This window comes from Streptomyces sp. Edi2 (assembly GCF_040253635.1).
GTDB lineage: Bacteria > Actinomycetota > Actinomycetes > Streptomycetales > Streptomycetaceae > Streptomyces.
In genome coordinates, this window is record NZ_JBEJGX010000003.1 from 8,958,068 (window position 1) to 8,980,843 (window position 22,776).

17 protein-coding genes are annotated in these 22,776 nt (G+C 71.3%); 7 read left to right on the forward strand and 10 right to left on the reverse strand.

The features are described from left to right. Positions 1-11: 11 nt before the first annotated feature. Complete coding sequence (locus ABR737_RS42795) at positions 12-1,160, reverse strand: Glu/Leu/Phe/Val family dehydrogenase (protein WP_350256542.1); 1,149 nt, start codon at positions 1,158-1,160, stop codon at positions 12-14. Positions 1,161-1,224: 64 nt separating this feature from the next. Further along, positions 1,225-4,149 carry an FAD-binding and (Fe-S)-binding domain-containing protein gene (locus ABR737_RS42800; protein WP_350256543.1) on the reverse strand — a complete coding sequence of 975 codons (2,925 nt, stop codon included), beginning with the start codon at positions 4,147-4,149 and terminating at the stop codon, positions 1,225-1,227. 185 nt (positions 4,150-4,334) lie between these two features. Between ABR737_RS42800 and ABR737_RS42805 the strand changes: the two genes are divergently transcribed. Next, positions 4,335-5,249: a LysR substrate-binding domain-containing protein gene (locus ABR737_RS42805; protein ID WP_350256544.1), complete on the forward strand. Its 915-nt coding sequence runs from the start codon at positions 4,335-4,337 to the stop codon at positions 5,247-5,249. 79 nt (positions 5,250-5,328) lie between these two features. Here the strand turns inward: ABR737_RS42805 and ABR737_RS42810 are convergent, their stop codons facing one another. Then, positions 5,329-6,726 (reverse strand): amino acid permease, encoded by a 1,398-nt coding sequence (locus tag ABR737_RS42810; RefSeq protein WP_350256545.1) that lies wholly within the window; start codon positions 6,724-6,726, stop codon positions 5,329-5,331. 417 nt (positions 6,727-7,143) lie between these two features. Further along, positions 7,144-8,070, reverse strand: coding sequence for a LysR family transcriptional regulator (locus ABR737_RS42815; RefSeq protein WP_350256546.1), 927 nt, complete (start codon positions 8,068-8,070; stop codon positions 7,144-7,146). 179 nt (positions 8,071-8,249) lie between these two features. On the opposite strand from ABR737_RS42815, the gene ABR737_RS42820 reads away from it, so the two are divergent. The 4 genes from ABR737_RS42820 (at position 8,250) to ABR737_RS42835 (ending at position 14,609) form a co-directional block, all read left to right on the forward strand. Beyond that, on the forward strand, positions 8,250-9,419 hold the full coding sequence (locus ABR737_RS42820; protein ID WP_350256547.1) for an NAD(P)/FAD-dependent oxidoreductase: 1,170 nt from the start codon (positions 8,250-8,252) through the stop codon (positions 9,417-9,419). A gap of 28 nt (positions 9,420-9,447) precedes the next feature. Continuing rightward, complete coding sequence (gene hglS, locus ABR737_RS42825) at positions 9,448-10,839, forward strand: 2-oxoadipate dioxygenase/decarboxylase (RefSeq protein WP_350256548.1); 1,392 nt, start codon at positions 9,448-9,450, stop codon at positions 10,837-10,839. 56 nt (positions 10,840-10,895) lie between these two features. Continuing rightward, the gene (gene amaB, locus ABR737_RS42830) at positions 10,896-12,425 is read left to right on the forward strand and encodes an L-piperidine-6-carboxylate dehydrogenase (protein ID WP_350256549.1); all 1,530 of its coding nucleotides are present in this window, start codon (positions 10,896-10,898) and stop codon (positions 12,423-12,425) included. A gap of 354 nt (positions 12,426-12,779) precedes the next feature. Further along, positions 12,780-14,609, forward strand: coding sequence for a M28 family peptidase (locus ABR737_RS42835; RefSeq protein WP_350256550.1), 1,830 nt, complete (start codon positions 12,780-12,782; stop codon positions 14,607-14,609). Between the two features lie 52 nt (positions 14,610-14,661). On the opposite strand, the gene ABR737_RS42840 is transcribed toward ABR737_RS42835, so the two are convergent. The 5 genes from ABR737_RS42840 to ABR737_RS42860 all read right to left on the reverse strand — a co-directional run bounded on the left by ABR737_RS42840 (position 14,662) and on the right by ABR737_RS42860 (position 19,458). Beyond that, a complete protein-coding gene (locus ABR737_RS42840; RefSeq protein WP_350256551.1) occupies positions 14,662-14,988 on the reverse strand; it encodes a hypothetical protein in 327 nt (108 codons plus the stop codon). 103 nt (positions 14,989-15,091) lie between these two features. Next, a complete protein-coding gene (locus ABR737_RS42845; protein WP_350256552.1) occupies positions 15,092-15,934 on the reverse strand; it encodes a DUF1206 domain-containing protein in 843 nt (280 codons plus the stop codon). 209 nt (positions 15,935-16,143) lie between these two features. Beyond that, complete coding sequence (locus ABR737_RS42850; protein ID WP_350257139.1) at positions 16,144-17,433, reverse strand: PP2C family protein-serine/threonine phosphatase; 1,290 nt, start codon at positions 17,431-17,433, stop codon at positions 16,144-16,146. 182 nt (positions 17,434-17,615) lie between these two features. Next, positions 17,616-18,509: a Vgb family protein gene (locus ABR737_RS42855; protein ID WP_350256553.1), complete on the reverse strand. Its 894-nt coding sequence runs from the start codon at positions 18,507-18,509 to the stop codon at positions 17,616-17,618. 184 nt (positions 18,510-18,693) lie between these two features. Further along, on the reverse strand, positions 18,694-19,458 hold the full coding sequence (locus ABR737_RS42860; RefSeq protein ID WP_350256554.1) for a TetR/AcrR family transcriptional regulator: 765 nt from the start codon (positions 19,456-19,458) through the stop codon (positions 18,694-18,696). Positions 19,459-19,521: 63 nt separating this feature from the next. Here ABR737_RS42860 and ABR737_RS42865 point away from each other — a divergent pair, with 63 nt between their 5' ends. Then, positions 19,522-21,123 (forward strand): hypothetical protein, encoded by a 1,602-nt coding sequence (locus ABR737_RS42865; RefSeq protein WP_350256555.1) that lies wholly within the window; start codon positions 19,522-19,524, stop codon positions 21,121-21,123. A 204-nt stretch (positions 21,124-21,327) separates the two neighbouring features. After that, the gene (locus ABR737_RS42870) at positions 21,328-22,215 is read left to right on the forward strand and encodes a SigB/SigF/SigG family RNA polymerase sigma factor (RefSeq protein WP_350256556.1); all 888 of its coding nucleotides are present in this window, start codon (positions 21,328-21,330) and stop codon (positions 22,213-22,215) included. A gap of 106 nt (positions 22,216-22,321) precedes the next feature. Here ABR737_RS42870 and ABR737_RS42875 read toward each other — a convergent pair whose 3' ends face one another. Further along, positions 22,322-22,741 carry a PPOX class F420-dependent oxidoreductase gene (locus tag ABR737_RS42875; protein ID WP_350256557.1) on the reverse strand — a complete coding sequence of 140 codons (420 nt, stop codon included), beginning with the start codon at positions 22,739-22,741 and terminating at the stop codon, positions 22,322-22,324. Between the last annotated feature and the right edge of the window lie 35 nt (positions 22,742-22,776).

Consider the following 22,776-nt stretch of genomic DNA (forward strand, 5'->3'; position numbering starts at 1 on the left):
CGCCGGCCGTATCAGTCGCGGGGGATGCGCCCCTTGCTGTGCATGGCGGTGCGGACCCGGTCCTCGGCCAGGCGGCGGCCGGCGGTGTGCGGGGTGATGTGCTGCAGCCGCGCCTCGTCCAGGACGGTCATGGTGTTGGCGCGCAGCCGGGCGGACACCGTCTCGACGATGGTGGAGGTGTCGGGCCGGAACCCGGAGTAGCGGGCGTCCATCGCGAAGGCGGCTGCGACGACACCGCCCGCGTTCGCCACGAAGTCGGGGAGCACGGTGATGCCGCGCTCCGCGAGGATGCTCCGGGCTTCGGCGGACGTGGGCAGGTTGGCGCCCTCCACCACGAGCTTCGCCTTGATGTCGCGCGCGGTGTTGCGGTCGATGACGTCCTGCAGGGCGGCGGGCACCAAGAGGTCGCAGTCCACGGTGAGTTCACGGCCCGGAGCGAGCACGGTGCCGGAGGAGTGGCGGGTGACGAAGTGGTCGCCGTGCTCCTCGCGCGCCGCCAGAAGCGCGTCCACGTCGAGACCGCTGGGGTCGTGCAGCGCCCCGTGGGCGGTGGACACCGCCACGACGGTGGCACCCAGGGCGGCGAAGCGGCGGGCGGCTGCGCTGCCGACCGCACCGAAGCCCTGCAGGGCCACCCGGGAGCCGGCCATCGTCAGCCCCTGGTGCCCTGCCGCGGCGTCGGCCGCCTCGGCAACGCCGTAGCCGGTGACCCCGAGCTTGTCGTAGGCCACGCCACCGAGGTGCGCGGGGGTGCCGACGGCGGCGCCGCGGTCGCCCAGTTCGTCCTGGATGATGGCGGCGTCGTCTTCGGTCAGGCCCATGTCGAGTCCCATCACATACTCGCGGGGCACCTCGTTGGACAGCGCGCGGGCGAAGGCACGCAGCACCGCCTCCTTGTCGCGGGAGGCCGGATCCGCGACGATGCCGGCCTTGGCGCCGCCGTAGAAGAGGTCGACAGCGGCCCACTTCCATGTCATGACGCGGGCCAGCCGGGACACCTCGTCGACGGTCACACCGGGGCTCATCCGGGTGCCGCCCTTGCCGATGCCGCGGGCTGTGTTGTCGATCACCAGCACGCCCTTCATACCGGTGCGCCGGTGCGAGACGACGACGATCTTCTCGGGGCCCCACTCGTCGACGAGGGAGAGTGCATCAGTCACGGTGTGTTCCTTGTCGGTAGGAAGGGAGGGGAAGGAAGGAGGGGCAAGCAAGGGAGAGCGCGGGTCAGGAGGAGGTGTCGGACGGGGCCAGTGCCTGGGCGATCAGTTCGGCGAGGTGGGTGCCGCTGCGCGGGGTCTGCTGGGCGATCTGGGTGCGGCAGCTGAAACCGTCGGCCAGGATCCGGGTGTCGGCGGCGGCCGAGCGCACCGCGGGGAGCAGCACCTGCTCACCCGCGGCGACCGAGACGTCGTAGTGGCCGCGCTCGAAACCGAAATTGCCGGCGAGGCCGCAACAGCCGGAATCGAGCGCGGTGTTGTCGATGCCCATACGGGCCAGCAGCGTGCTGTCCGCGCCGAAGCCGGAGGTGGCGTGCTGGTGGCAGTGGGTCTGGCTGAGCGAGCGGGCCTCGATCCGCGGGGGCTGCCAGCCGGGCGTGTGGTGGATGAGGAGTTCGGCGAGGGTGAGAGTGGCCCGGGAGAGGGCGCGGGCGTCTTCGCTGCCGTCGAGGAGTTCGGGAAGGTCGCTCTTGAGGGCCGCGGTGCAGCTCGGCTCCAGTCCGACCACGGGTATGCCGGCGCGGGCCGCGGGAGCCAGCGCGGCGGCGGTCCGCCGGGCGATACGGCGGGCGATGCCGAGCTGCCCGGTGGTGATCCAGGTGAGCCCGCAGCACTGTGTGCCCTCGGGGACCTGCACCCGGAAGCCCGCGTCTTCCAGCACGGCCACGCCGGCTTGGAGGACTTCGGGACTGAAGTGGTTGTTGAAGGAGTCGACCCACAGCATGACGGGGCCGCGCCGGCCGTCACCTTCGGGCGTGCGGCGGCGGAACCACGTCAGGAAGGTCGGTGTGGCGAAGCGGGGGAGGTCCCGCTGCGGGGCGATGCCGCCCAGCCGTTTGAGGACCGGGGCCAGGCGGGAGGACGTGAGCGCGTTGACCAGGCCGGGGATCCGGGCGGCGGCCCGTGACAGCAGTGGCAGCCAGCCCATGGTGTAGTGCGAGGCCGGTCGCAGGCGCCCCTTGTAGTGGTGGTGAAGGAACTCCGACTTGTAGGTGGCCATGTCGACGCCGACGGGGCAGTCGGCGCTGCACCCTTTGCACGACAGGCACAGATCCAGGGCGTCGCGGACCTCGGTGGAACGCCAGCCGTCGGTGATCACTTCACCCTGGGTCATCTCGTACAGGAGCCGGGCGCGGCCGCGGGTGGAGTCCTTCTCGTCCCGTGTGACCCGGTAGCTGGGGCACATCACGTCGCCGCGGTGGGCGGTGGAGCGGCACTTGCCGACGCCGACGCAGCGGCGGGTGGCCTTGGCGAAGTCACCGTCGTCGGAGTGGAAGGGGAAGACCGTGGCCAGGGGCAGGGGAGTGCGGTGCGGGCTGACGCGCAGGTTGCCGTCGACGGGCAGCGGCCGCACGATCATGCCGGGGTTGAGGCCGTTGTCGGGGTCCCAGATGTTCTTGAACTCCTCGAACAGGGCGATGACGTCCGGGCCGTACATCAGGGGCAGGAGTGCCGAGCGGGCCTGGCCGTCGCCGTGTTCTCCGGACAGCGAACCACCGTGTGCGGCGACCAGGCGGGCGGCGTCGGCGAGGAAGGCGCGGAAGACGGCGGTGCCCTGCTCGGTGGTGAAGTCGAAGTTGATCCGGACGTGCAGACAGCCCTCGCCGAAGTGGCCGTAGACGGCGCCCTGCAGCTCGTGGCGGTGCAGCAGGGCGGTGAATTCGCGCAGGTAGGAGCCCAGTTGGTCGGGCGGGACGGCCGCGTCCTCCCATCCGGGCCAGGCCTCGGCCCCGCTCTCGGTCCCGGTGCCCGGGGGCAGGCGGGTGGCCAGGCCCGCACCGTCCTCGCGGATCCGCCACAGACTGCGGGCGCGTGCGGGATCGGTGACGATCTCGCTGCCGGTGCAGCCCGCGGCCGCGTGCGCGGTCCCGGCCAGGGCTTCGGCCAGCCCGGGCAGCGCGTCCGCGGGGCCGCCGAGTTCCGCGAACAGCCAGGCCTGCGCGGTGGGCAGGGTGTCGATGGCGGTCCTGGTCGCGGGCCGGGTGACGATGTCGGTCAGTCCGCGGTCGAGTCCTTCCAGGGCCAGCGGCTGATGCCGGAGCAGTGCGGGGACCGCGTCGGCCGCGGTGCCGGCGTCCGAGAAACCGAGGACGACCAGGGCCCGTGCCGGGGGAGGCGAGATGAGGCGGACGGTCGCCGAGAGGACAACGGCCAGCGTGCCCTCGCTTCCGACTAGGGCCCTGGCGAGGTGGAAGCGCCGCTCGGGCAGCAGCTGTTCCAGCGCATAGCCCGACACCTGCCGGGGAAACTGCCCCAGTTCGGTGCGGAGCGTCGCCAGATTGCCCTGGGCGAGCCGGTCCAGGGCGGCGATCAGCTCTCCGCGGTCGTCTCCCGCGGCCACGGCCGCGTCGATCTCCTCCCGGGTCATCTCACCGAGCCGGACCACCGTGCCGCGGTAGGTGACCACTTCGAGTTCGACGATGTTGTCCGCGGTGCGCCCCCAGGCGAGCGAGTGCGAGCCGCACGCGTTGTTGCCGATCATGCCGCCCAGGGTGCAGCGGCTGTGGGTGGAGGGATCGGCGCCGAACACCAGGCCGTGTTCGGCGGCGGCGCTCTGCAGGTCGTCCAGGACGATGCCGGGCTGCACGGTCGCGGTCCGGGCGTGGGGATCCAGCGCCGTCAGCCGGTTGAAGTAGCGGGAGAAGTCGAGCACCACACCCGGCCCGACGGCCTGCCCGGAGGTGCTGGTGCCCGCGCCACGCGCGGTGACCGGCACCCCCAGGCGCCGGCACACCCGCAGCGCGTTGAGGACGTGCTGCCGCTCGCGGGGGAAGACCACGGCGAGCGGGATCTGACGGTAGTTCGAGGCATCGGACGCGTACTGTGCCCGGTGACCGGCGTCGCCGGCGACCTTGCCGCAGCCCCCGTGGTCGAGGGCTTCGGCCACCGCTGCCGCGTCGGGGCTGATGACGCCCTGGGCTGTCGAGGTCACCCTGCTCGCTCCTTCGTGTTCACCGGTCGTCTTCCGCCTGGTCCCGTCCACGATGTGGGCCGCCGGGGCCGGGGACAAGGGCCAGCAGGGCGAAAGAATCCATGCTTGAGAGTAAGAAAAGCTGAGTCTCGCGTTCGAGGGCGGCGGACGCTTATGCTCGCCTCCCGCGTCGTTGGGAGCCCGCGTTGCTGAAGCCACTGCATCTGCTCACCCTGAAGGCCGTCGTCCGCAGCGCCTCGTTCGCCCTCGCGGCCCGCGACCTCGGTTACACCGCCTCCGCCATCTCGCAGCAGATCTCCGCGCTGGAGAAGGAGACCGGCCTGGCGCTCTTCGAGCGGGAGGCGCACGGGATCCGACCCACCGCCGCGGCCCACCGCCTGGTCGATCTCAGCACCCATGTACTGGCGGCCATGGAGGACCTGGACCACCACGTCCAGGAGCTCGCCACCGGCGCCACCGGCCGGCTGCGATTGGGCAGCTTTCCCACGGCCGATGTGCGGCTGGTGCCCGCCGCCCTGTCCGCGCTCGTCGAGAGCCATCCGCGGGCCCGGATCCAGCTGGAGGAGGGCGAGCCCGAAGAGCTCGTCACCGCCCTCAGCCACGGCGATCTCGATGTCGCGCTCGTCTTCGAGTACGGGCTCAGCCCCCGCCAGTGGCCCGACGGCCTGACCTGCCATCAACTGCTGCGCGAGGACCTGGTGCTGCTCAGGGCCCGCGACAGCGGCCTCGGCGCCCAGCTGTCCCAGCTGGCCGGGGCCCGCTGGATCACCAGCCGGGAGGACACCGCAGGGGCCCGTTCCTTCGTCCGCCTCTGTGCGGCCGCGGGGTTCGAGGCCGCCGTCGCCTTCCGCAGCAACAACTACGCCGTGGTGCGGGAGCTGGTGTCCGCGGGACTCGGCGTGGCCGTGGTCCCGGCGCTCGGCCACGTTCCCGGCGACGGGATCGAGGCGACCCGGGTCACCCAGCGCTCCGCGCACCGCACGGTGATGGCGCTGCACCGCAGCGAGAACAGCAACCCGCTGCTTCCCGCAGTGATCAGCTGTCTGCGGCGCGCGGTGCCCGACGGCGATCCGTACGTGCACCCCGCGTGCGACGCATGACCGGCCGGGACGCGGGCGGGCTCCGCCTCTCCTGAGGCGGGGGAGCGGCGGAGCACCCACGTGGACGGCCGGCCGTCCGTCACCGGAGGGGCGTGGGCTCGGATGCGTCGGAGTCGGACATCCGGTCGAGGGCGTCGAGATCCACCGAGCCTCCCGGCATGACCCTGCGGGTCCGGCGGTAGCCGTACGTGGCGTAGATGACCAGGCCGACGACCAGCCAGCCGCCGAGCCGCACCCAGGTCTCCCACTGCAGGAACGACATCAGCCAGACGGAGAAGGCCATGCCGAGGACGGGCACCACCGGCATGCCCGGGCAGCGGAAACCGCGCTTGAGGTGCGGCTTGCGGTAGCGCAGGACCAGCACGGATGCGGAGACCACCACGAACGCCAGCAGCACGCCGATATTGGTGAGTTCCGCGACCGCGTTGATGGGCAGCAGTCCCGCCAGCACCGCGGACACCCCACCGATCAGCCAGGTGGCGCGGTGCGGAACCTTGCGCCGGGGGTGGATGGCGCCGAACCAGGCCGGCATCAGTCCGTCGCGGCTGAGCGCGTACCACAGGCGGGAAGCGCCCATCATGAAGGAGAAGGTCACGGTGACGATGCCGATGACCGCGCCGACGGCGATCACATTGGCCAGCCCGCTCAGCCCCACGCTCTGGAACGCGCTGGAGATCCCGCTGTTCGGGTTGAGCTCGCTGTAGCGCTGCATGCCGGTGAGCACGATGCAGACCAGCACGTACAGCACCATGGAGACCGCCAGCGACAGCATCATCGCCTTCGGCAGCTTGCGCCGCGCCTCCATCGACTCCTCCGCCGCCGTGCTCAGCGCGTCATAGCCGAACACGGCGAAGAAGACCGTGGCCGCCCCGGTGAAGGCCCCGCTGAAGCCGAAGGGCGCGAAGGGATGCAGATTGCCGGTCTTGACCTTGGTGAAGCCCACCACGATCACCAGCAGCACGATCGCGATCTTGATGAGGGTCAGCACCGTCTCCACCCGGGCCGAGGTACGGGTGCCGCGGGTCAGCAGCCAGGCCACACCGAGGCAGATCGCCATCGCGAGCAGGTCCACCCGGTGGCCGGCACTGGTACCGGGGGCGCCCAGGGCCCAGACCGGCAGATGGATGCCGACCGCCTGCAGCAGAAATCCCAGATAGCCCGACATCCCGATCGCCACGACGGCGACGATGGCGGTGTACTCCAGGAGCAGGTCCCAGCCCACGATCCAGCCGGCGATCTCCCCCAGGACCGCGGCGCAGTAGGTGTAGGACGAGCCTGCCTTCGGCACCATCCCGGCGAACTCGGCGTAGGCGAAGGCCGCACAGAGCGAGGCGGCCCCGGCCACCAGGAACGAGATCAGGACAGCGGGGCCGGCGACGTCCCGGGCGACGGCCGCGGCCAGGCTGAAGATCCCGGCCCCGATGATGGCGCCGATACCGATCATGGTCAGCTGGGTGAGGCCGAGCGTGCGCACCATGCGCTCACCGCCGGGCTGTTCATGGGGAAGCGTGCGCCGGAAGATTCCCTGGGGGCCTCTTCCCAGCAACGCGCGAAGGGGAGAATTCGGGGTGTGATGGGGGGACATCGCTCGCTCCCTGTCAGGCAACGGCGGCACGACGGGCCACCGTCGTGGCGGGGGTCACCACTGGCCTGAAACCTTCACTCAGGATCCGCCCCGGCAAAAGGGACCCCAGCGCGACAACTTGCGTGGCTGAGGACAAGCGGAACTGGGGAAGGGGCTCCGCAGGGCGAGCGGTCCGGATTCTCGTGCACCAGGCATCTTGTTCCGTTGTGCGCCAACTGGCCCAGGTTGCACGCCTGTTGACGCGAGGGTGTCGCGGTGCGACAGCGGCCGGGGCTCTGGCGTACGGATCGCGGCGGGCCGTGCCCTGTCTTACGGGTCGCGGCGGGCCGGGCTGCCGTGCCGGGCCCCGGACACCGCCCGCAGGACGTCGACCAGCGCCGCCACCGTGGGCCGGTGCTCGACGGAGGAGCGGAACAGCACCACGATGTGCCGCTCGACCTTCTCCCGCAGCCGTACGACATCGAGGCGGGACGCCCGCAGGCCGAGCATCAGATCCGTCACGGTGCTCACCCCGATCCCCGCCTCGACCAGCGCCAGTGTGGCCGCGGTGTCGGTGACCTCGTGCTGCACCCGGGGTTCGATGCCCGCGCGCCGGCAGGCCGTGCGCACCGCCCGGCCGTAGTAGCTGTCGGCCGACGGCAGGATCCACCCCAGGTCCTGCGTATCGGCCAGGCCGATGACCTCACGGCCGTCCATCGACCCGGCGGGGACCGCCAGCGAGAACCGCTCGCGGTACAGCTGCCGCACCTGCAGGGCAGGCTCCCGCGGAAGGGGCACATCCGGGTAGTCCAGACCGAGCGCCAGGTCCACCGCTCCGGAAGCGACCGCGTCGTGCACCTCGTCCACCTCCATATCGCGGCTGTGCACCGCGAGCCGGGGATGGACCTGCCGCACCTCCTGCAGCGCCGGCGGCAGGATCTCGGCGGCCGCCGTGGCGAACAGCCCTACGTGCAGCACCCCGGAGATCTCGTGCCGGGTGCGCTCCAGAGCCTCGACGGCTTCCGCCCCCGTCGACAGGATCCGCTCGGCGTGACACGCCAGCGTGCGCCCCGCATCGGTCAGCTCCACCCGCCGCCCGACCCGCCGCAGCAGCTCCGTGCCCGCGGCCTTCTCCAGCGCGGCGATCTGCTGGGAGACGCCGCCGGGCGTGTATCCAAGGGCCTGGGCCGCCGCGGTGATCGTTCCGCGCCTGGTCAACTCCACCAGGGACCGCAGCTGGGCACTCGTCCAGTCCATATAGAGATCCTAATAGATCGGACGTACTAACTGTTCGTAGACGTCAAAGGTTCGAGTGCTGCACGATGACGGGCAGCTAGCTGATCAGCTCTTCTCGCCATGCACTGACAGCCCAGCCGGCGCCGGACGGATGCCCCCGGCGCAGGCGCCGGCCTCCGGAAGGGATCGGCCTCTTGTCCATGTCATCCACCTCCCGCACCGTGCCGCCGACTGCCGACGTCGTGATCGTCGGCGGCGGTGTGATGGGCACCAGCATCGCGTTCCACCTGGCCGAGGCCGGGGTGTCCGACATCGTCGTCCTCGAGCGCGGAGAGCTGGCCGGCGGCAGCTCGGGAAAGCCCATCGGCGGCGTGCGGGCGCAGTTCTCCGACCCGCTCAACATCGCCCTGGGCAGCAGGAGTCTGCGCGCCTGGCAGGACTTCGGGCAGCGTCCCGGCGCCGACATCCGGCTGGACAGCGTCGGTTATCTCTTCCTGCTCACCAGCGACCAGCAGGCCGCGGACTTCGAGACCGCCGTCCGGCTGCAGAACGGCCTCGGCGTCCCCAGCCGCATGATCGGCCCCCGCGAGGCACAGCGGCTGTGCCCCTACGTCAGCACCGACGGGCTGGTGGCCGCCGCCTACTCCCCGACCGACGGCCACGCCCGGCCCCAACTCGCCGTCCGGGGCTATGCGCGCGCCGCCGCGAGCGCGGGCGTCACCTTCGCCACGCACACCACCGTCACGGGCCTCGACACCACCGGCGACCGGGTCACGGCCGTCCACACCGATCACGGCCGGATCTCCTGCTCCACGGTCATCTGCACCGCGGGCGCCTGGTCCGCGCGGCTCGGCGAGATGGCCGGCGTCCACCTCCCGGTGCGTCCGGTACGCCGCCAGCTCGCCTTCACCGCGCCGCTCGCGCCGCCCGCCCCGCGTATCCCCTTCACCATCGACTTCGCCTCGACCGCCTACTTCCACAACAGCGACGACGGCCTGCTGTTCGGCCTCGCCGACCCCGGACAGGACGAGGGCTTCGACACCACCTGGACGCCGGACTGGCTCGACCTCTTCCGTGCCGCCGCACGCCGTAGGGCCCCCGCCCTCGCCGACATGGAGACCACCGGCGGCTGGGCCGGACTGTACGAGGTCACTCCGGACCACAACGCACTGATCGGACGGGCCGGCGCCCCGCACAACTTCCTGTACGCCACCGGGTTCTCCGGTCATGGCTTCCTCCAGGCCCCCGCCGTCGGCGAGATCGTGCGCGACCTCTACCTGGAGCGCGCACCGTTCGTCGATGTCACCCCCTTCAGCGCCGACCGCTTCACGGCCGGTGCCGAGATCCGCCCCGAAATCCACGTGGTGTGAATCCCCCCGACGGAAGGACGACCTGCCGATGATCAGCCAGTGGCAACTGCGCGCCGCGTTCGCCCAGCGGCTCTCGGACATGTACGGGCGGGAGGTGCCCGCCTACACCACGCTGGTGGACGTCTCACGCGAGGTGAACCAAGACGTGCTGCGGGCGCAGGGCGCCGACGCCGAACGCCTGGGGTCCATCGGCCGGGTGACCGCGGAGCGGCACGGCGCCATCCGCGTCGGCACTCCGGAGGAACTGCGCCAGGTCGCCCGCATCTTCGGCGCCCTGGGGATGTACCCGGTCGGCTTCTACGATCTGCGGGAGGCCGCCGCCAGCGCGATCCCCGTGGTGTCGACCGCGTTCCGCCCCGTCGACGCCGGCGAACTGGCCCGTAACCCCTTCCGCGTCTTCACCTCCCTGCTCACCCCGGCCGACCCCCGGTTCTTCGACCCCGACCTGCGCGCCCGTCTGGAGAACTTCCTCGCCGGCCGCGAACTCTTCCCCCCGGAACTCCTGGACCTCGCCGACCGCGCGGAAAGCGCCGGGGAACTGCCCGAAGCGGACGCCGAACGGTTCCTCCACCTCGCCGTGCAGGCCTTCGAGCTGTCCCCCGAGCCCGTCGACCAGGCGTGGTACGCCACCCTGGAACGGATCTCCGCCGTCGCCGCGGACATCGGGGGCGTGGGCAGCACCCATATCAACCACCTCACCCCCCGCGTCCTGGACATCGACGAGCTCTACCGGCGGATGACCGAGCGCGGCATCGAGATGATCGACACCATCCAGGGGCCTCCCCGCTGGCAGGGCCCCGACGTCCTGCTGCGCCAGACCTCCTTCCGGGCGCTCGCCGAGCCCCGCGCCCTGCGCGCCCCGGACGGCAGCGTGACCAGCGGATCCCTGCGGGTGCGCTTCGGTGAGGTCGAAGCCCGCGGTATCGCCCTCAGCCGCGAGGGCCGGGCCCGCTACGACCGGCTGCTCGCCCGCGTCGACGACCGGGCCGCCGGTCTGTCCCCTGCCGACCGGGCCGCACTCGCCCGCCGCCTGTGGGCGGAGGAACTTCCCGACAGCGAGCAGGGACTCGCCGCGGCGGGCCTGGCGCACTTCACCTATCACGCCGCGCCGGACCGCCCACGTGACGGCAGCCGCCCGCCCGCCGGGCTCCACGACCTGCTGGAACAGGGCTGGCTCCGGGCCGAACCGCTGGTCTACGAGGACTTCCTGCCGCGCTCCGCGGCCGGCATCTTCCAGTCCAACCTCAGCGAGGAGGGCTCCCGGAACAGCGACCAGCAGGGTGCCGCCTACGACAGCGCCTGGCTCTCCGGCGTCCTCGGCCGCGAGGTACTGGATCCGTTCGACCTCTACGAGGAGCAGCAGGACCGCTCCCTCGCGCTGGCCGCCCGGGAACTCGGACTCGACGGCACGCCCGGCTGACCCGCGGCCCGCCCCCCTCGACACCCGCCATCCCCTCAACACCCCAGAGGAGCATCATGACCGGCACCATCCTCCCCACCACCGAGGACCTGCGCACCCGTGCCCGCGGCAGCCTCGCCGCCCTCGGCGTCACCGTCCCGGAAGGCGACGACTTCCCGGCCCGCAGCCCCCTCACCGGTGACGACCTCTTCGGCCTGCGCGCGGCCACCGCCGCCGACACCGAGGAGGCCATCGCCGCCACCCGCGAGGCGTTCCTCGCCTGGCGCACCACCCCCGCGCCCCGCCGCGGCGAACTCGTGCGCCGCCTGGGCGAGTTGCTGCGTGAGCACAAGGGCGACCTGGCCGACCTGATCACCATCGAGGCGGGCAAGATCCGCTCCGAGGCGCTCGGCGAGGTCCAGGAGATGATCGACATCTGCGAGTTCGCCGTCGGCCTGTCCCGCCAGCTCTACGGCCGCACCATCGCCTCCGAGCGCCCCGGCCACCGGCTCGCCGAGACCTGGCACCCGCTGGGCGTGGTCGGCGTCATCTCCGCGTTCAACTTCCCCGCCGCGGTGTGGTCGTGGAACACCGCCGTGGCGCTGGCCTGCGGTGACACCGTGATCTGGAAGCCCTCGGAACTCACCCCGCTGATCTCCCTGGCCTGCGACCGGCTCCTGACGCAGGCCGCCGAGGACGTCGGCGCCCCGCGCGATGTGCACCGCCTGCTGCTGGGCGACCGCGCCACCGGCGAAAAGCTCGTCGACGATCCCCGTATCGCGTTGATCAGCGCCACCGGCTCGACCCGCATGGGACGCGAGGTCGGCCCCCGCGTCGCCGCCCGCTTCGGGCGCAGCCTGCTCGAACTCGGCGGCAACAACGCGGCAGTCGTCGCGCCCTCCGCCGACCTCGACCTCGCCGTGCAGGGCATCGTCTTCGCCGCGGCCGGCACTGCGGGCCAGCGCTGCACCACGCTGCGGCGTCTGATCGTTCACCGGGACATCGCCGACACCCTGATCGCCCGGCTGACCGCCGCCTACCAGAAGCTCCCCATCGGCGACCCGTTCGACGAGACCACCCTCGTCGGCCCGCTGATCTCCACCACCGCCCTGGACACCATGCAGGACGCCCTCACCCGGGCCCAGGCCGAGGGCGGCAAGATCCTTGCGGGCGGCAACCGGCGCCTCGCCGACGCCGCGCCCCGGGCTGCTTACGTCGAGCCGGTCCTCGTCCGCGTCGACGAACAGACCGACGTCGTCCGCGAGGAGACCTTCGCCCCCATCCTGTACGTGCAGACCTACGACACCCTGGAGGAGGCCATCGCCTTGCACAACGACGTCCCGCAGGGCCTCTCGTCCAGCATCTTCACCCGCGACCAGCAGGAGGCCGAGCTCTTCCTGTCCGCGGAGGGCTCCGACTGCGGCATCGCCAATGTCAACATCGGCACCTCCGGCGCCGAGATCGGCGGGGCCTTCGGCGGGGAGAAGGAGACCGGCGGCGGCCGGGAGTCCGGTTCCGACGCCTGGCGCGCCTACATGCGCTCCGCCACCAACACCATCAACTACTCCAGCCGGCTCGCCCTCGCCCAGAACGTCAGCTTCCTGTAGGCACGGGGCGGGCCCGCGCCCGCACCGATACGCCCTCGATCGCCCCCGCCCTGCCCCGTGCAGGGCGGGGGTTCGTCGTGCCCGGGGCGTCCGAAACCGCCCGCGGACCCGGCCAAGTGCCCGGTTATCGGGCGCCACCTGCCGTTTTTCGACAAACACGGCGCTGCGCCGGGACATCCGTTGACGCGGTGGGTGCCGCGGTGTGATGGTACGGCGGCCTGGGTCATGGACATGCCGTTCTCGCACCGCGCTGACGCCGCCCCACGTGGCCGAGGCCGGCCGGACGAGACGCCGCCATGGCCCGGCGCTCCACCAGAACCTCCGTCGGTAGTACTCCCTACCCCTCAAGGAGCCATGGTGTTACGAAGACTCGCGGTGGCCGGCGTCTCCCTCGCCGCCACCCTCCAAGCCGCCGTGCTGGCCCTCGCCCCCACCGCAGCGGCCACTTCGCAGACCGCCCCGCCGCCTCACCCGCCGGGCGCCGCGACAGCAGCCGCCGACCGGGCCGCGCCGGGCGGACCCGCCACGCCCGCCGAAGGCCCCGTCGCCGGCCGCACCCGGGCCGCCGACGCCCCCGACATCGATGTGACCAAGGTCCAGGCCCATCTGGCCGAGCTGAACGCCATCGCCACCCGCAACGGCGGCACCCGCAAATCCAGCGGCCAGGGCTACCGGGACTCGGTCGCCTATGCCAAGGCCAAGCTCCAGGCGGCCGGATACACCGTCACCGAGCAGCCCTGCACCTCCGGCTGCGCCACCGGGGCCGGCCCCAACCTGATCGCCGAATGGCCCCAGGGCGACGCCACCAAGGTGTACATGTTCGGCTCCCACCTCGACAGCGTCGGGGCAGGTCCCGGCATCAACGACAACGGCTCCGGCTCCGCCGCGCTGCTGGAGACGGCACTCACCCTCGCGCAGCAGCACCCCGCCATGGCGTCCCGCGTCCGGTTCGGCTGGTGGACGGACGAGGAACAGGGCCTCAATGGCTCCGACTTCTACGTCAACTCCCTCTCCTCCGCCGAGCGGTCGAAGATCAAGACGTACTACAACTTCGACATGATCGCCTCGCTCAACGGCGGCTACTTCATCAACCACGTGACCTCAGCGGCCGCCCAGCCGATGAAGGCCTACTGGGACTCCCTGGGCCTGCAGCCCGAGGAGAACACCGAGGGCGCAGGACGCTCCGACGACTACTCCTTCGAGCAGGCGGGCATCCCCACCTCCGGATATGCGATGGGCGCCAGTGCCCGGAAGACCTCCGCGCAGGCGGCCAAGTGGGGCGGCACCGCGAACCGTGCCTACGACTCCTGCTACCACCAGTCCTGCGACACCACCAGCAACATCAACACCACCGGACTGAACCGAAGCGTCGATGGCATCGCCGCCACCCTGTGGAAGGTCGCCGTCGCCGACACCACCCCGGCGAACGACTTCTCCCTGACCGCCGGCCCCGCCACCGGCAGCGTCGATCCCGGCGCCTCGGCCACCAGCACCCTCTCCACGACCACCACCGGCGGGTCCCCGCAGACGGTGGCCCTGTCGGCCTCGGGCGCTCCGGCCGGGGTGACCGTCTCCTTCAGCCCCGCCTCGGTGACCTCCGGCGGCAGCTCCACCATGACCCTCGCCACGACGTCGAGCGCGGCGCCCGGCACCTACCCCCTCACCGTCACCGGCACCGGGTCCGTCACCCACAGCACGCCCTACACCCTGACGATCAAGGGCGCCGGAGGCTGCACCGCCCAACAGCTGATCGCCAACGGCGGCTTCGAGAACGGCACCACACCCTGGACCGGCGACACCGGGGCGATCGGCGCCCAAGCCGGCCAGTCCGCCCACAGCGGCAGCAGGTTCGCCTGGCTCGGCGGCTACGGCTCCTCCGCCACCGACACCCTCAACCAGTCGGTGACGGTGCCCGCCGGCTGCGGCAAGGCGACCTTGACCTACTGGCTGCACATCGACACCGATGAGACCGACCGGGTCGCCTACGACACCTTCAAGGTCAAGGCGGGCAGCACCACCTTGACGACCCTCTCCAACACCGCGGCAGCGGGCGGCTACACCCAGCGGACCCTGGATCTGACCCCCTACATCGGACAGCGGATCACCCTGACCTTCACCGCCACCGAGGACTCCAGCCTGCAGACCAGCTTCGTCATCGACGACGCGACCCTGCAGACCGGCTGACCGACGGCCCGGAGGGGCGGGGCGGAATCCGCCTCGCCCCTCCGGGGCCGCGTCAAGCGGGCGTCTCGTCCGTCGCGTAGCAGGCGGCGGTGTAACGGTCGCGGTCGCCGGTGGGTGTCCAGCCGCCGGTGCCCCGGTCGGGGTCGGCGAGGTCGAATCCGCTGTCGCGCAGTTGCGCGCCGAGGGAGGCGGCGGGGAAGCCGCTGCCGTTCGGCGCTTCTTCGACGGGCCACAAAGTGACGAGCAGGGCTTCGGTGTCGCCGGCGTCGGGTTCGCTGTCGAGGCTGGCGACTTCGAGATGCCAGCGGCCGTTGCGCACAAAGGCCTCGGCGCGGTAGGCGGACCGTGCGGCCGGGGCATTCTGATGGGTCTCGGTCATCCGAAGAGAGCTCCTGACGTGGAGTGGGAGTTGCGAGTGTGTCGTGAGGCGGGGGCTACGTGCGGCGGAGCGTGTCGTGGGGCGGCGGGCAGGCCTCGCAGGCTCAGACGTCACGCCAGCGGGCCATCGCGCACGAGAAGGCGCCGAACAGTGCCAGGCCCGCGGCGATCGCGGCCAGCAGCCAGGGACCGGCCGGGGTATGGGCGAACGAACGGAGCGTATCGTCCATGCCTTTGGCGCGGCCGGGGTCGTAGGTGACCGCGGCCTTGACGACGTAGGTGCCGGCCAGCGCGAACACTCCACCGCGGGCGATGCCACCCGAGACGCCGAGCACATCGATACCGCGCCGGGCAGTCCGTGACATGCCGCTCCTGTCGAGGTGCTTGTGGAAGGTGCGCAGGACGGCCCGCACCGCGATCCAGACTCCTGCCACGGCAATGCCCACCCCCGCGGCGGCCACCAGCCAGGGACCGCCGGGCAGCTCCAGAGCCTTGGCCGTGGCGTCCCGGGACTGCTGGTCGCTCGCCCCGCTTCCGCTGCCCTTCTTCCCCGCCGCGAAGGACAGCACGGAGAAGGAGACCACGCCGTAGAAGACGCAACGCACGAGCGACAGCAGTCGCGTTCCGGCCTTGTGCCCGTCGGGTCCTGCCGCACCGAACGCCGCTTCGGACAGGCGCCACAGCGCCATCCCGGCCAGTCCCAGACCGAGCGCCCATATCAGCACGCTGCCGAACGGCCGGGCGGCGATCTCCGCCAGCGCCCCGCCCCGGTCGGCCTGCTCACCGGGGTCGCCGAAGGCAATCCGCAGCGCCAGCACCCCCACGAGGAGGTAGATCACGCCCCGGGCCGCGAACCCACCGCGTGCCGCGGCCCGCACTGCCGGGCTGCGCGCGGCGCGGTGAGCGGTGCGTCGTCCGAAGTGCGGTACCGCAAGAGTCGATGGCATGTGTGACCTCCAGAGGGCTTCTGCCCCGCCGTCGGGGGTGCACCCGGCCGGTCTCCAGGACCGACGAGAGCGGGATACTTCTGCCCCGCCGTCGGCGACACACTCCGGTTGTCTCTGCCGAGGAGCCTCCGTTGCCGTTGCCGTTGCCGCTGCCGAGGAGCACCCCCGTTGCCGCTGCCGAGGCCATCCCCGTCGGCCGGTCCGGCGTCTCACAGGACGTCTCTGCTGGGTGTGCTCCAGGGGGTGGCCAGGGGCGGGTCTTCGGTGGTGTGCTCCGGGAGCCCGGCGAGGGCTTCGACCCGCGCGGGGCGGTAGGGGGTGGGGCCGTTCCACTCCAGCAGCAGGACCGTGGCATCGTCGTCGAGCCGGCCGTCGTGGTAGGCCAAATGACGCCTTATCAGACGCCGCAGGGTCTCCGGAACGGGCAGCCCGTCGGCGTGGTGCTGGATGAGGAAGTCGGTGAAGCCCGCCAGGCCGAATTCCTGGCCTGTGTGGTTACGGGCTTCGGTGATGCCGTCGGTGTAGAGCAGCAGGCGGTCGCCGGGCTCCAGCTGTTCCCGGACCACGGTGGGCGGCAGGCCCAGATCGGTGCCCATGGGAGGGGCGGGCGGGCAGGTCAGGCTCAGTACGGTGCGTCCCTTGCGGATGATGACCGGCGTAGGGTGCCCGACGCTGGTCCAGGTGAGCAGCCCGGTGGCGGTGTTCAGCTCGGCCAGAATGCCGGTGGCGTAGCGGCTGCAGCCGAACTGTTCCACCAGTGCGTGTTCCACGGCTTCGGCGATCTGCAGGATTCCGGGGCTCTGCCGGCGCCGGTTGCGGCTGGCGGCGACCGCGAGGTTCGCGGTCAGCCCGGCGGCCGTGTCGTGGCCCATGGCGTCGAAGAGCGCCAGGTGCACGGTCTCCCCGGCGATGGCGTAGTCGAAGACATCGCCACTGACCTCATAGGCCGGCTCCATCACCGCACTGACCAGCACCCGGTCGGTGGCGAAGGTCCGCGGCGGCATGATGCGCCACTCCATCTCCGCGGCCACATTCATCCTCCGGCGCCGCACCAGCCGGGCATAGGTGTCGCTCGCTCCCCGTTTGCTGACGATCATCAGCGCAATCAGCCCGGCAAGGTTGCGCAGATCCTGGGCCGCCTGCGAGTCCATCTCCGTGCCCGGAGGGCCGGAGGCGCGCAGCACGCCCAGTCGCTCGGTGCCGTCGAGCAACGGGACCCACCACTGCTCGGCCTCGGGGGTGGGGCTCCCGACGATGCTCCCGGTCTGAAACGCCCGCCCGGCGAGGGTGCCCTCCACCCGCACCACGTCCGGCGGCGCCTCTGGGCCGCCGCCGGCGCCGGGCCCCTGACCGGCCAGCAGACACAGCACTTCCTGCTGCAGATCGGCCAGGTAGATCAGCACCCCCGGCCAGCCGACCCGGGCCGCGTGCTTGACGACCAGGTCCGGCACCTGCTCCAGCGTGATCACGTGACTGGCGGTGATCAGGTCACCGAGCATCCGGGCCCGGGCAGCTGCATTGCTCATTCAGGCACCTCTCCTCGGGTTGCAGCTCGCCGAGGCTTCGCCCCGTGGGCTGCCCATGTCGCGGCACCGTCGGTCGCCCTCGCTCCCAGCGGCGATGCTTGTCTTTCGATGGTGACACCGGGAGGGAGCTTGCCGAGAACGACACCTCGGTGTGTCTAGAGCGCCACGCGGGCGATCGCTCCGATTTCCAGCGCCACATAGAGGGCGCCATCAGCTCCGAAGGCCAGGCCGTGCGGTTCCGAAGCGGGGCTCGGAAGGTCGTACTCCTCGATATGGCCGTCGGCTGTGATGGACCCGATGCGGTTGGCTCCCCACTCGGTGAACCAGCAGTCGCCGGCCGGGCCGGCGACGATCGCATGGGGCCGGGACGCCGCGTCCGGCAGCGGGAACTCGTCGATCCGACCCTGCGTGGTGATACGGCCGATCCGGCCGGCACCTATCTCGACGAACCAGAGCGCGCCGTCCGCGCCGCAGGTGATGCCGACCGGCGCGGCGTTCTCGGTCGGAAGCCGGTGGACGGTGAGGTCGCCCTCGAAACCGAGGCGACCGATCGCGTCCGCCTGGTTGAGGGTGAACCACACGGCGTCATCGGGGCCGGTCGTGATGGCTGAGGGGAAGGCGCCGCGCAGGTGCAGCGGGAACTCCGTCACCCGGCCGTCCGTGTCGATACGCCCGATGCGGTCGGTGTGCAGCTGGGTGAACCACAGGGCTCCGTCGCCGGCGGCCACGATCCCGAAGGGACCGCTGCCCGGACCCGGGAGGGGGAACGAGGTTGCCTTCCCGTCCACGGTGATCCGTCCGATCCGATGGTCCTGACTACGGGTGAACCACAACGCCCCGTCGGGCCCCGAGGTGATGAGAGAGGGACCGCAGGCGGCGGAGTCGAGCGGATAGCGGTCGAGCTTCCCGTCCGGTGCCAGACGGGCGATCTGCCCGGCGTGGACCAACGTGCACCACAGCGCGCCGTCGGGGCCCGTGGTGAGGGCGTAGGGGCCTGAGCTGGCGTCGGAGACGGGAATCTCCTCGAACGAAACGGCGCGGCGGGACATCGGCGGTCTTCCCCCAGTGGCTGGCACTTGCACTTACTGCTACGAATGTTGCGTTAAGGAAAGGATGGCATGGCGCCTCCGCGCACGCAATGGAATTTCGGTGTGAGCTGTGGCGCGTACGGCGGCCGCGGCCGGCGAGCTGCGCCGGGCGCGAGCAGTGAGTTGCGCGCCCCTCGTCTCGTCCTCACCTCGTCGCGCCGTCGCCCCCTCCTGCGGGTGCGCTCCGCCGCGGCAGCCGCGTCGCGATGCCGTCGATGAGGAATGCCAGGCTGAGCTCGAACTGCTCGTCCATGCCGGCTCCCGACGGGGCGGTCATCCACTCCGTGAGCAGCGGATGGCGCCCGCCCTCGGCCGCCAGGTCGCGGGCGGCCGTGATGGCCTCGCTGAGCTGCTGTGGCGTGTGGAGTCCGTACCGGCGGCGCATGGCGAGCTCCTCCGCCTCCTGTTGTGCGCTGCCCAGGATGTGCCGGTCCAGGAGTGCCGCGTAGGTCATGGCCTCGCCGACCGTGAAGCCCTGCCGTACCAGCACCCGGAGGAGGAACTCGGTGCGGCGCATCAAGTGCGGACCCAGGGGCGGGCGCGTGGGCATGAGCTGGGCGTACCAGAGGTGGCGCTTGACCATCGCCCAGCTCTCCGAGGCCAGTGCATGCAGGTCCGCGCGCCAGTCGGCGCCCGGCTCCTCGGGCACCGGGATCTCCGCCGTGACGCCGTCGAGCATCAGGTCGATCAAGCCGTCCTTGCTGAGCACGTAGCGGTACAGCGCCATCGGAGTGTAGGGCCCGAGCCGCTTGGCGACCGCCGTCATCGTCAGCGCCTGCGCCCCGCCCTCGTCGGCGACCGCGACGGCGGCCCGCACGATGTCGTCCCGCTCCAGCGGGCTCCGGCGCCGCGAGGGCGGGGGCTGGGTCCAGATCAAGGGCGCCGATGCGCTGCTCGGATTCTCCTTCATGGCGTGAGTTTATCTCGTCAAGGTAAGGTATATGTCATATACGCAAGGTGAGGAGCAGCCCGCATGAACCAGCACCCGTCCGTCGCCCCGTCTGTCGCCCCGTCTGTCGCTCCGCCCGTCGCCCCGTCCGGCGTCCGTCTGGGTGTCGTCAGGGGAATCAGCTACGGCATGTTCGGAGCCCCGGACAGCTTCGTGCCCGAGATGCGCAGGCTCGGCGGCACGCTGGTGCGCGTCTATGTCTACTGGGGCCAGGTCGAACCGGAGCCGGGGCGCTATGACTGGACGGTCGTCGACGCGATGCTCGGCCAGCTGGATCCGGCCGACGAGGTATGGGTGACCGTGTGTTCCAGCTCCCCGTGGGCGACCCGGCACCCGACGGGCTTCCTGCCGTCGTCACCCGCCCACGATCCGCGGCAGTACGAGCGCTTCGTCGACGCCCTGGTGACCCGCTGCCGAGGCCGTGTCCACTACTGGCAGTGCAACAACGAGCCCAGCAACACCGGCCTCCTGTGGGCGGGTACCGCGTCGGAGTACGTGGATCAGCTCACCGCCTTCCACCGCGGTGTGCGCGGCGCGGACCCGCAAGCGAGGGTCGTCCTCGGGGGGTGCGGCTACGACGTGCTCGCCGGCACGGCCGGCAGTCCGGCCCGGCAGTTCTTCGACCATGTCGTCGCGCACGGCCGGGATTTCTACGACCTGTTCTCCGTCCATCTCTACGGCGATCCGCACCACATCCCCGAGCAGGTGGAATCCGTCCGCGAGATGATGCGCCGCCACGGCTACGAGCGGCCGGTGGTGGCGGGGGAGTACAACGGACCGACGCTCTTCGAATTCCCCGAGGCCCAGGCCGCGTTCCAGCAGACGATGATGGCGGCCTTCGCGGGACCGGAACCGGCCACCCCCGAGACGCAGCCCGCGGACGCGGCCCCGGACGGGTCGGCGGACGCGGCCCCGGACGAGTCTCCGGACGCGGCCTCCCACGGGTCCCTGGACGAAGCCTCCCACGAGCCCCCGGACCGCACGGCCATGCGCTCCCTCTACGCGCGCAGGTCTCAACTCCCGCCGCAGTTGCAGATGTTCATGGAGGACTGCCCGCCCGAGCTGGCCGCGAAGCGGGACCGGATCAACTGCCGTCAGATCGTCACCCGTAATGTCCTCGCCCTCGCCGCCGGGGTGACCCGCACGGCATGCTGGAATCTGGCGCCCGAAATCCCCGGCTACCGCGATCGGTTGAACATGATGGGATTCCTCTTCGGCAGGCTCGCCCTGATGGACTACGACGGCAGCGGCCGCCTGTCCCGGCGCCACCCGTCCGCCGACACCTTCGCCCTCGTCACCGCCTGCCTCGACGGCACCACGCAGGTCCGCCGCCTCGACGCCGGAGGCCGGCCGGAGTTGTACGCGTTCGAGGTGTCACGTGGGGGCCGCGGGCCACTGCACGTCCTGTGGGTGGCCGGGGACGCCTTCACCGGCGAGGACGAACCCGGGACGCCCGTCGACTGGCCGTGGCCCCACGCGACGGTCCACGCGCTCGACGCCTTCGGCACCCGTGTGCCCGTCGAACGGAACGGCGGCACCGTGCACCTCTGTGCCTCGGTCACCCCGCTGTTCCTCTCCACCCACCCGGAGGCGTCGGCCCGCTTGGAGGCGTCGGCCCGGCCGTGAGACGGCCTGCCGGGCAGGCCGGTCGGAGCCAGGCCATGGTCGGGTCGGAGCTGAGGCAGAGCCGGGGCAGATCCAGGTCAGATCCAGGCCATGGAGGAGCGCCGGCGGGCGGGCCGGACAAGAGAGGATGACCTGACATGCCTGCGTCGGCGTCGGGTAGGGGAGCATGCGACGGGGGCTCAGCAAGAGGCGGGAGCCGGCAGCATGAGCAGCAACAGCACCATGAACGCGGGAACGGAGTCGGAGACCACCTTGCAGGAGTGTGCCGCGCCGGCCCCGACGGTGCTGCCGCAGATCCAGGCTCCGCTGCGCGTCGCTCCGTCCGACGCACGGGAGTTGTCCAAGCAGTTCCTGCTGCGGCTGCAGGAACTGGACGAGGGGACCCCGGAGTACCAGTACGCGCGCAACACCCTCATCGAGATGAACCTCTCCCTGGTGCGCTACGTCGCCCGCCGCTTCTCCAGCCGCAAGGACTCCATGGAGGACGTCCTGCAGGTGGGGACCATCGGTCTGATCAAGGCGATCGACCGCTATGACCCTTCCCGCGACGTGGAGTTCACCACGCTGGCCGTCCCGTACATCCAGGGCGAGATCAAGCGGTTCTTCCGCGACACCACCTGGTCGGTGCGCGTACCGCGGCGCCTGCAGGAGCTCCGCATCGACCTCGCCCGCGCCCGGGAGGAGCTGGAGAGCGAGGGCAGCCACGAGCCGTCCGTCGCCGACCTCGCCGCCCGCCTCGAGCTGGCGGAGGACGAGGTGGCGGAAGGGCTCGTGGCCAGTAACGGCTACGACAGCGACTCCATAGACCGGCCCGTCCAAGCCGGCGGCGGCAAGCAGCAGACCACCGGTCTCGTCGCCGACCTCATCGGCACCGAAGACCCCGCCCTCACCCTCGCGGAAGACATCCAGGCCCTCAAGCCGCATCTGGCCGAGCTCGATGACCGCGAACGCACCCTCCTTCAGCTGCGCTTCGGGGAGGAAATGACCCAGTCCGAGATCGGTGCGGAGCTCGGCCTCTCCCAGATGCATGTCTCGCGCCTGCTGACCCGCGTGTGCACCACCCTGCGCAGGGGGCTCCTGGCAGGGACGTGAACCCGCCTGTCTCTGCCGGGACGACGGCTGCGGGACGACGGCTGCGGGACGACGACTGCGGGGAGGAGGACCGTCAGAACTGGTCAGGGCCGGTCTGAGGCCGTAGTCAGCCCGCCTGGCTGCTGTCCTTCATGCTGCCCCAGCCGTGCCAGCGGTCGATCTCGATCCAGGCGCTGACCCGGCGGCGGTCCCGCTGCGGGTACGGCTTGCCGAGGTACTGCTGCGCCAGCCGGTCGATGTCGGCGAGCCCTTCGTCGTCACGGAACTCGGCGACCCGGCCGATGATGCTGAGGTGCGTGTACCAGTTGCTCTCGTCCAGCACGGTCAGCGAGACGCGGGGGTCGTTGCGGACATGCTCCAGCCGCTTGCGGCCCTCATCCATGTTGACCAGGATCCGGCCGTTGTCCCAGAGGTACCAGGTGGCCGTGGACACCGGCTGGCCGTCCGGCCTCAGCGTCGTGATGACGGCCGGATTCGGCTTGCTCAACAGGGCGGCTGCGGTATCGGGAAGCGGTGGTTTCGACATACGAGGCGCTCCTCAGTACGTGGGTACGGTTCAGT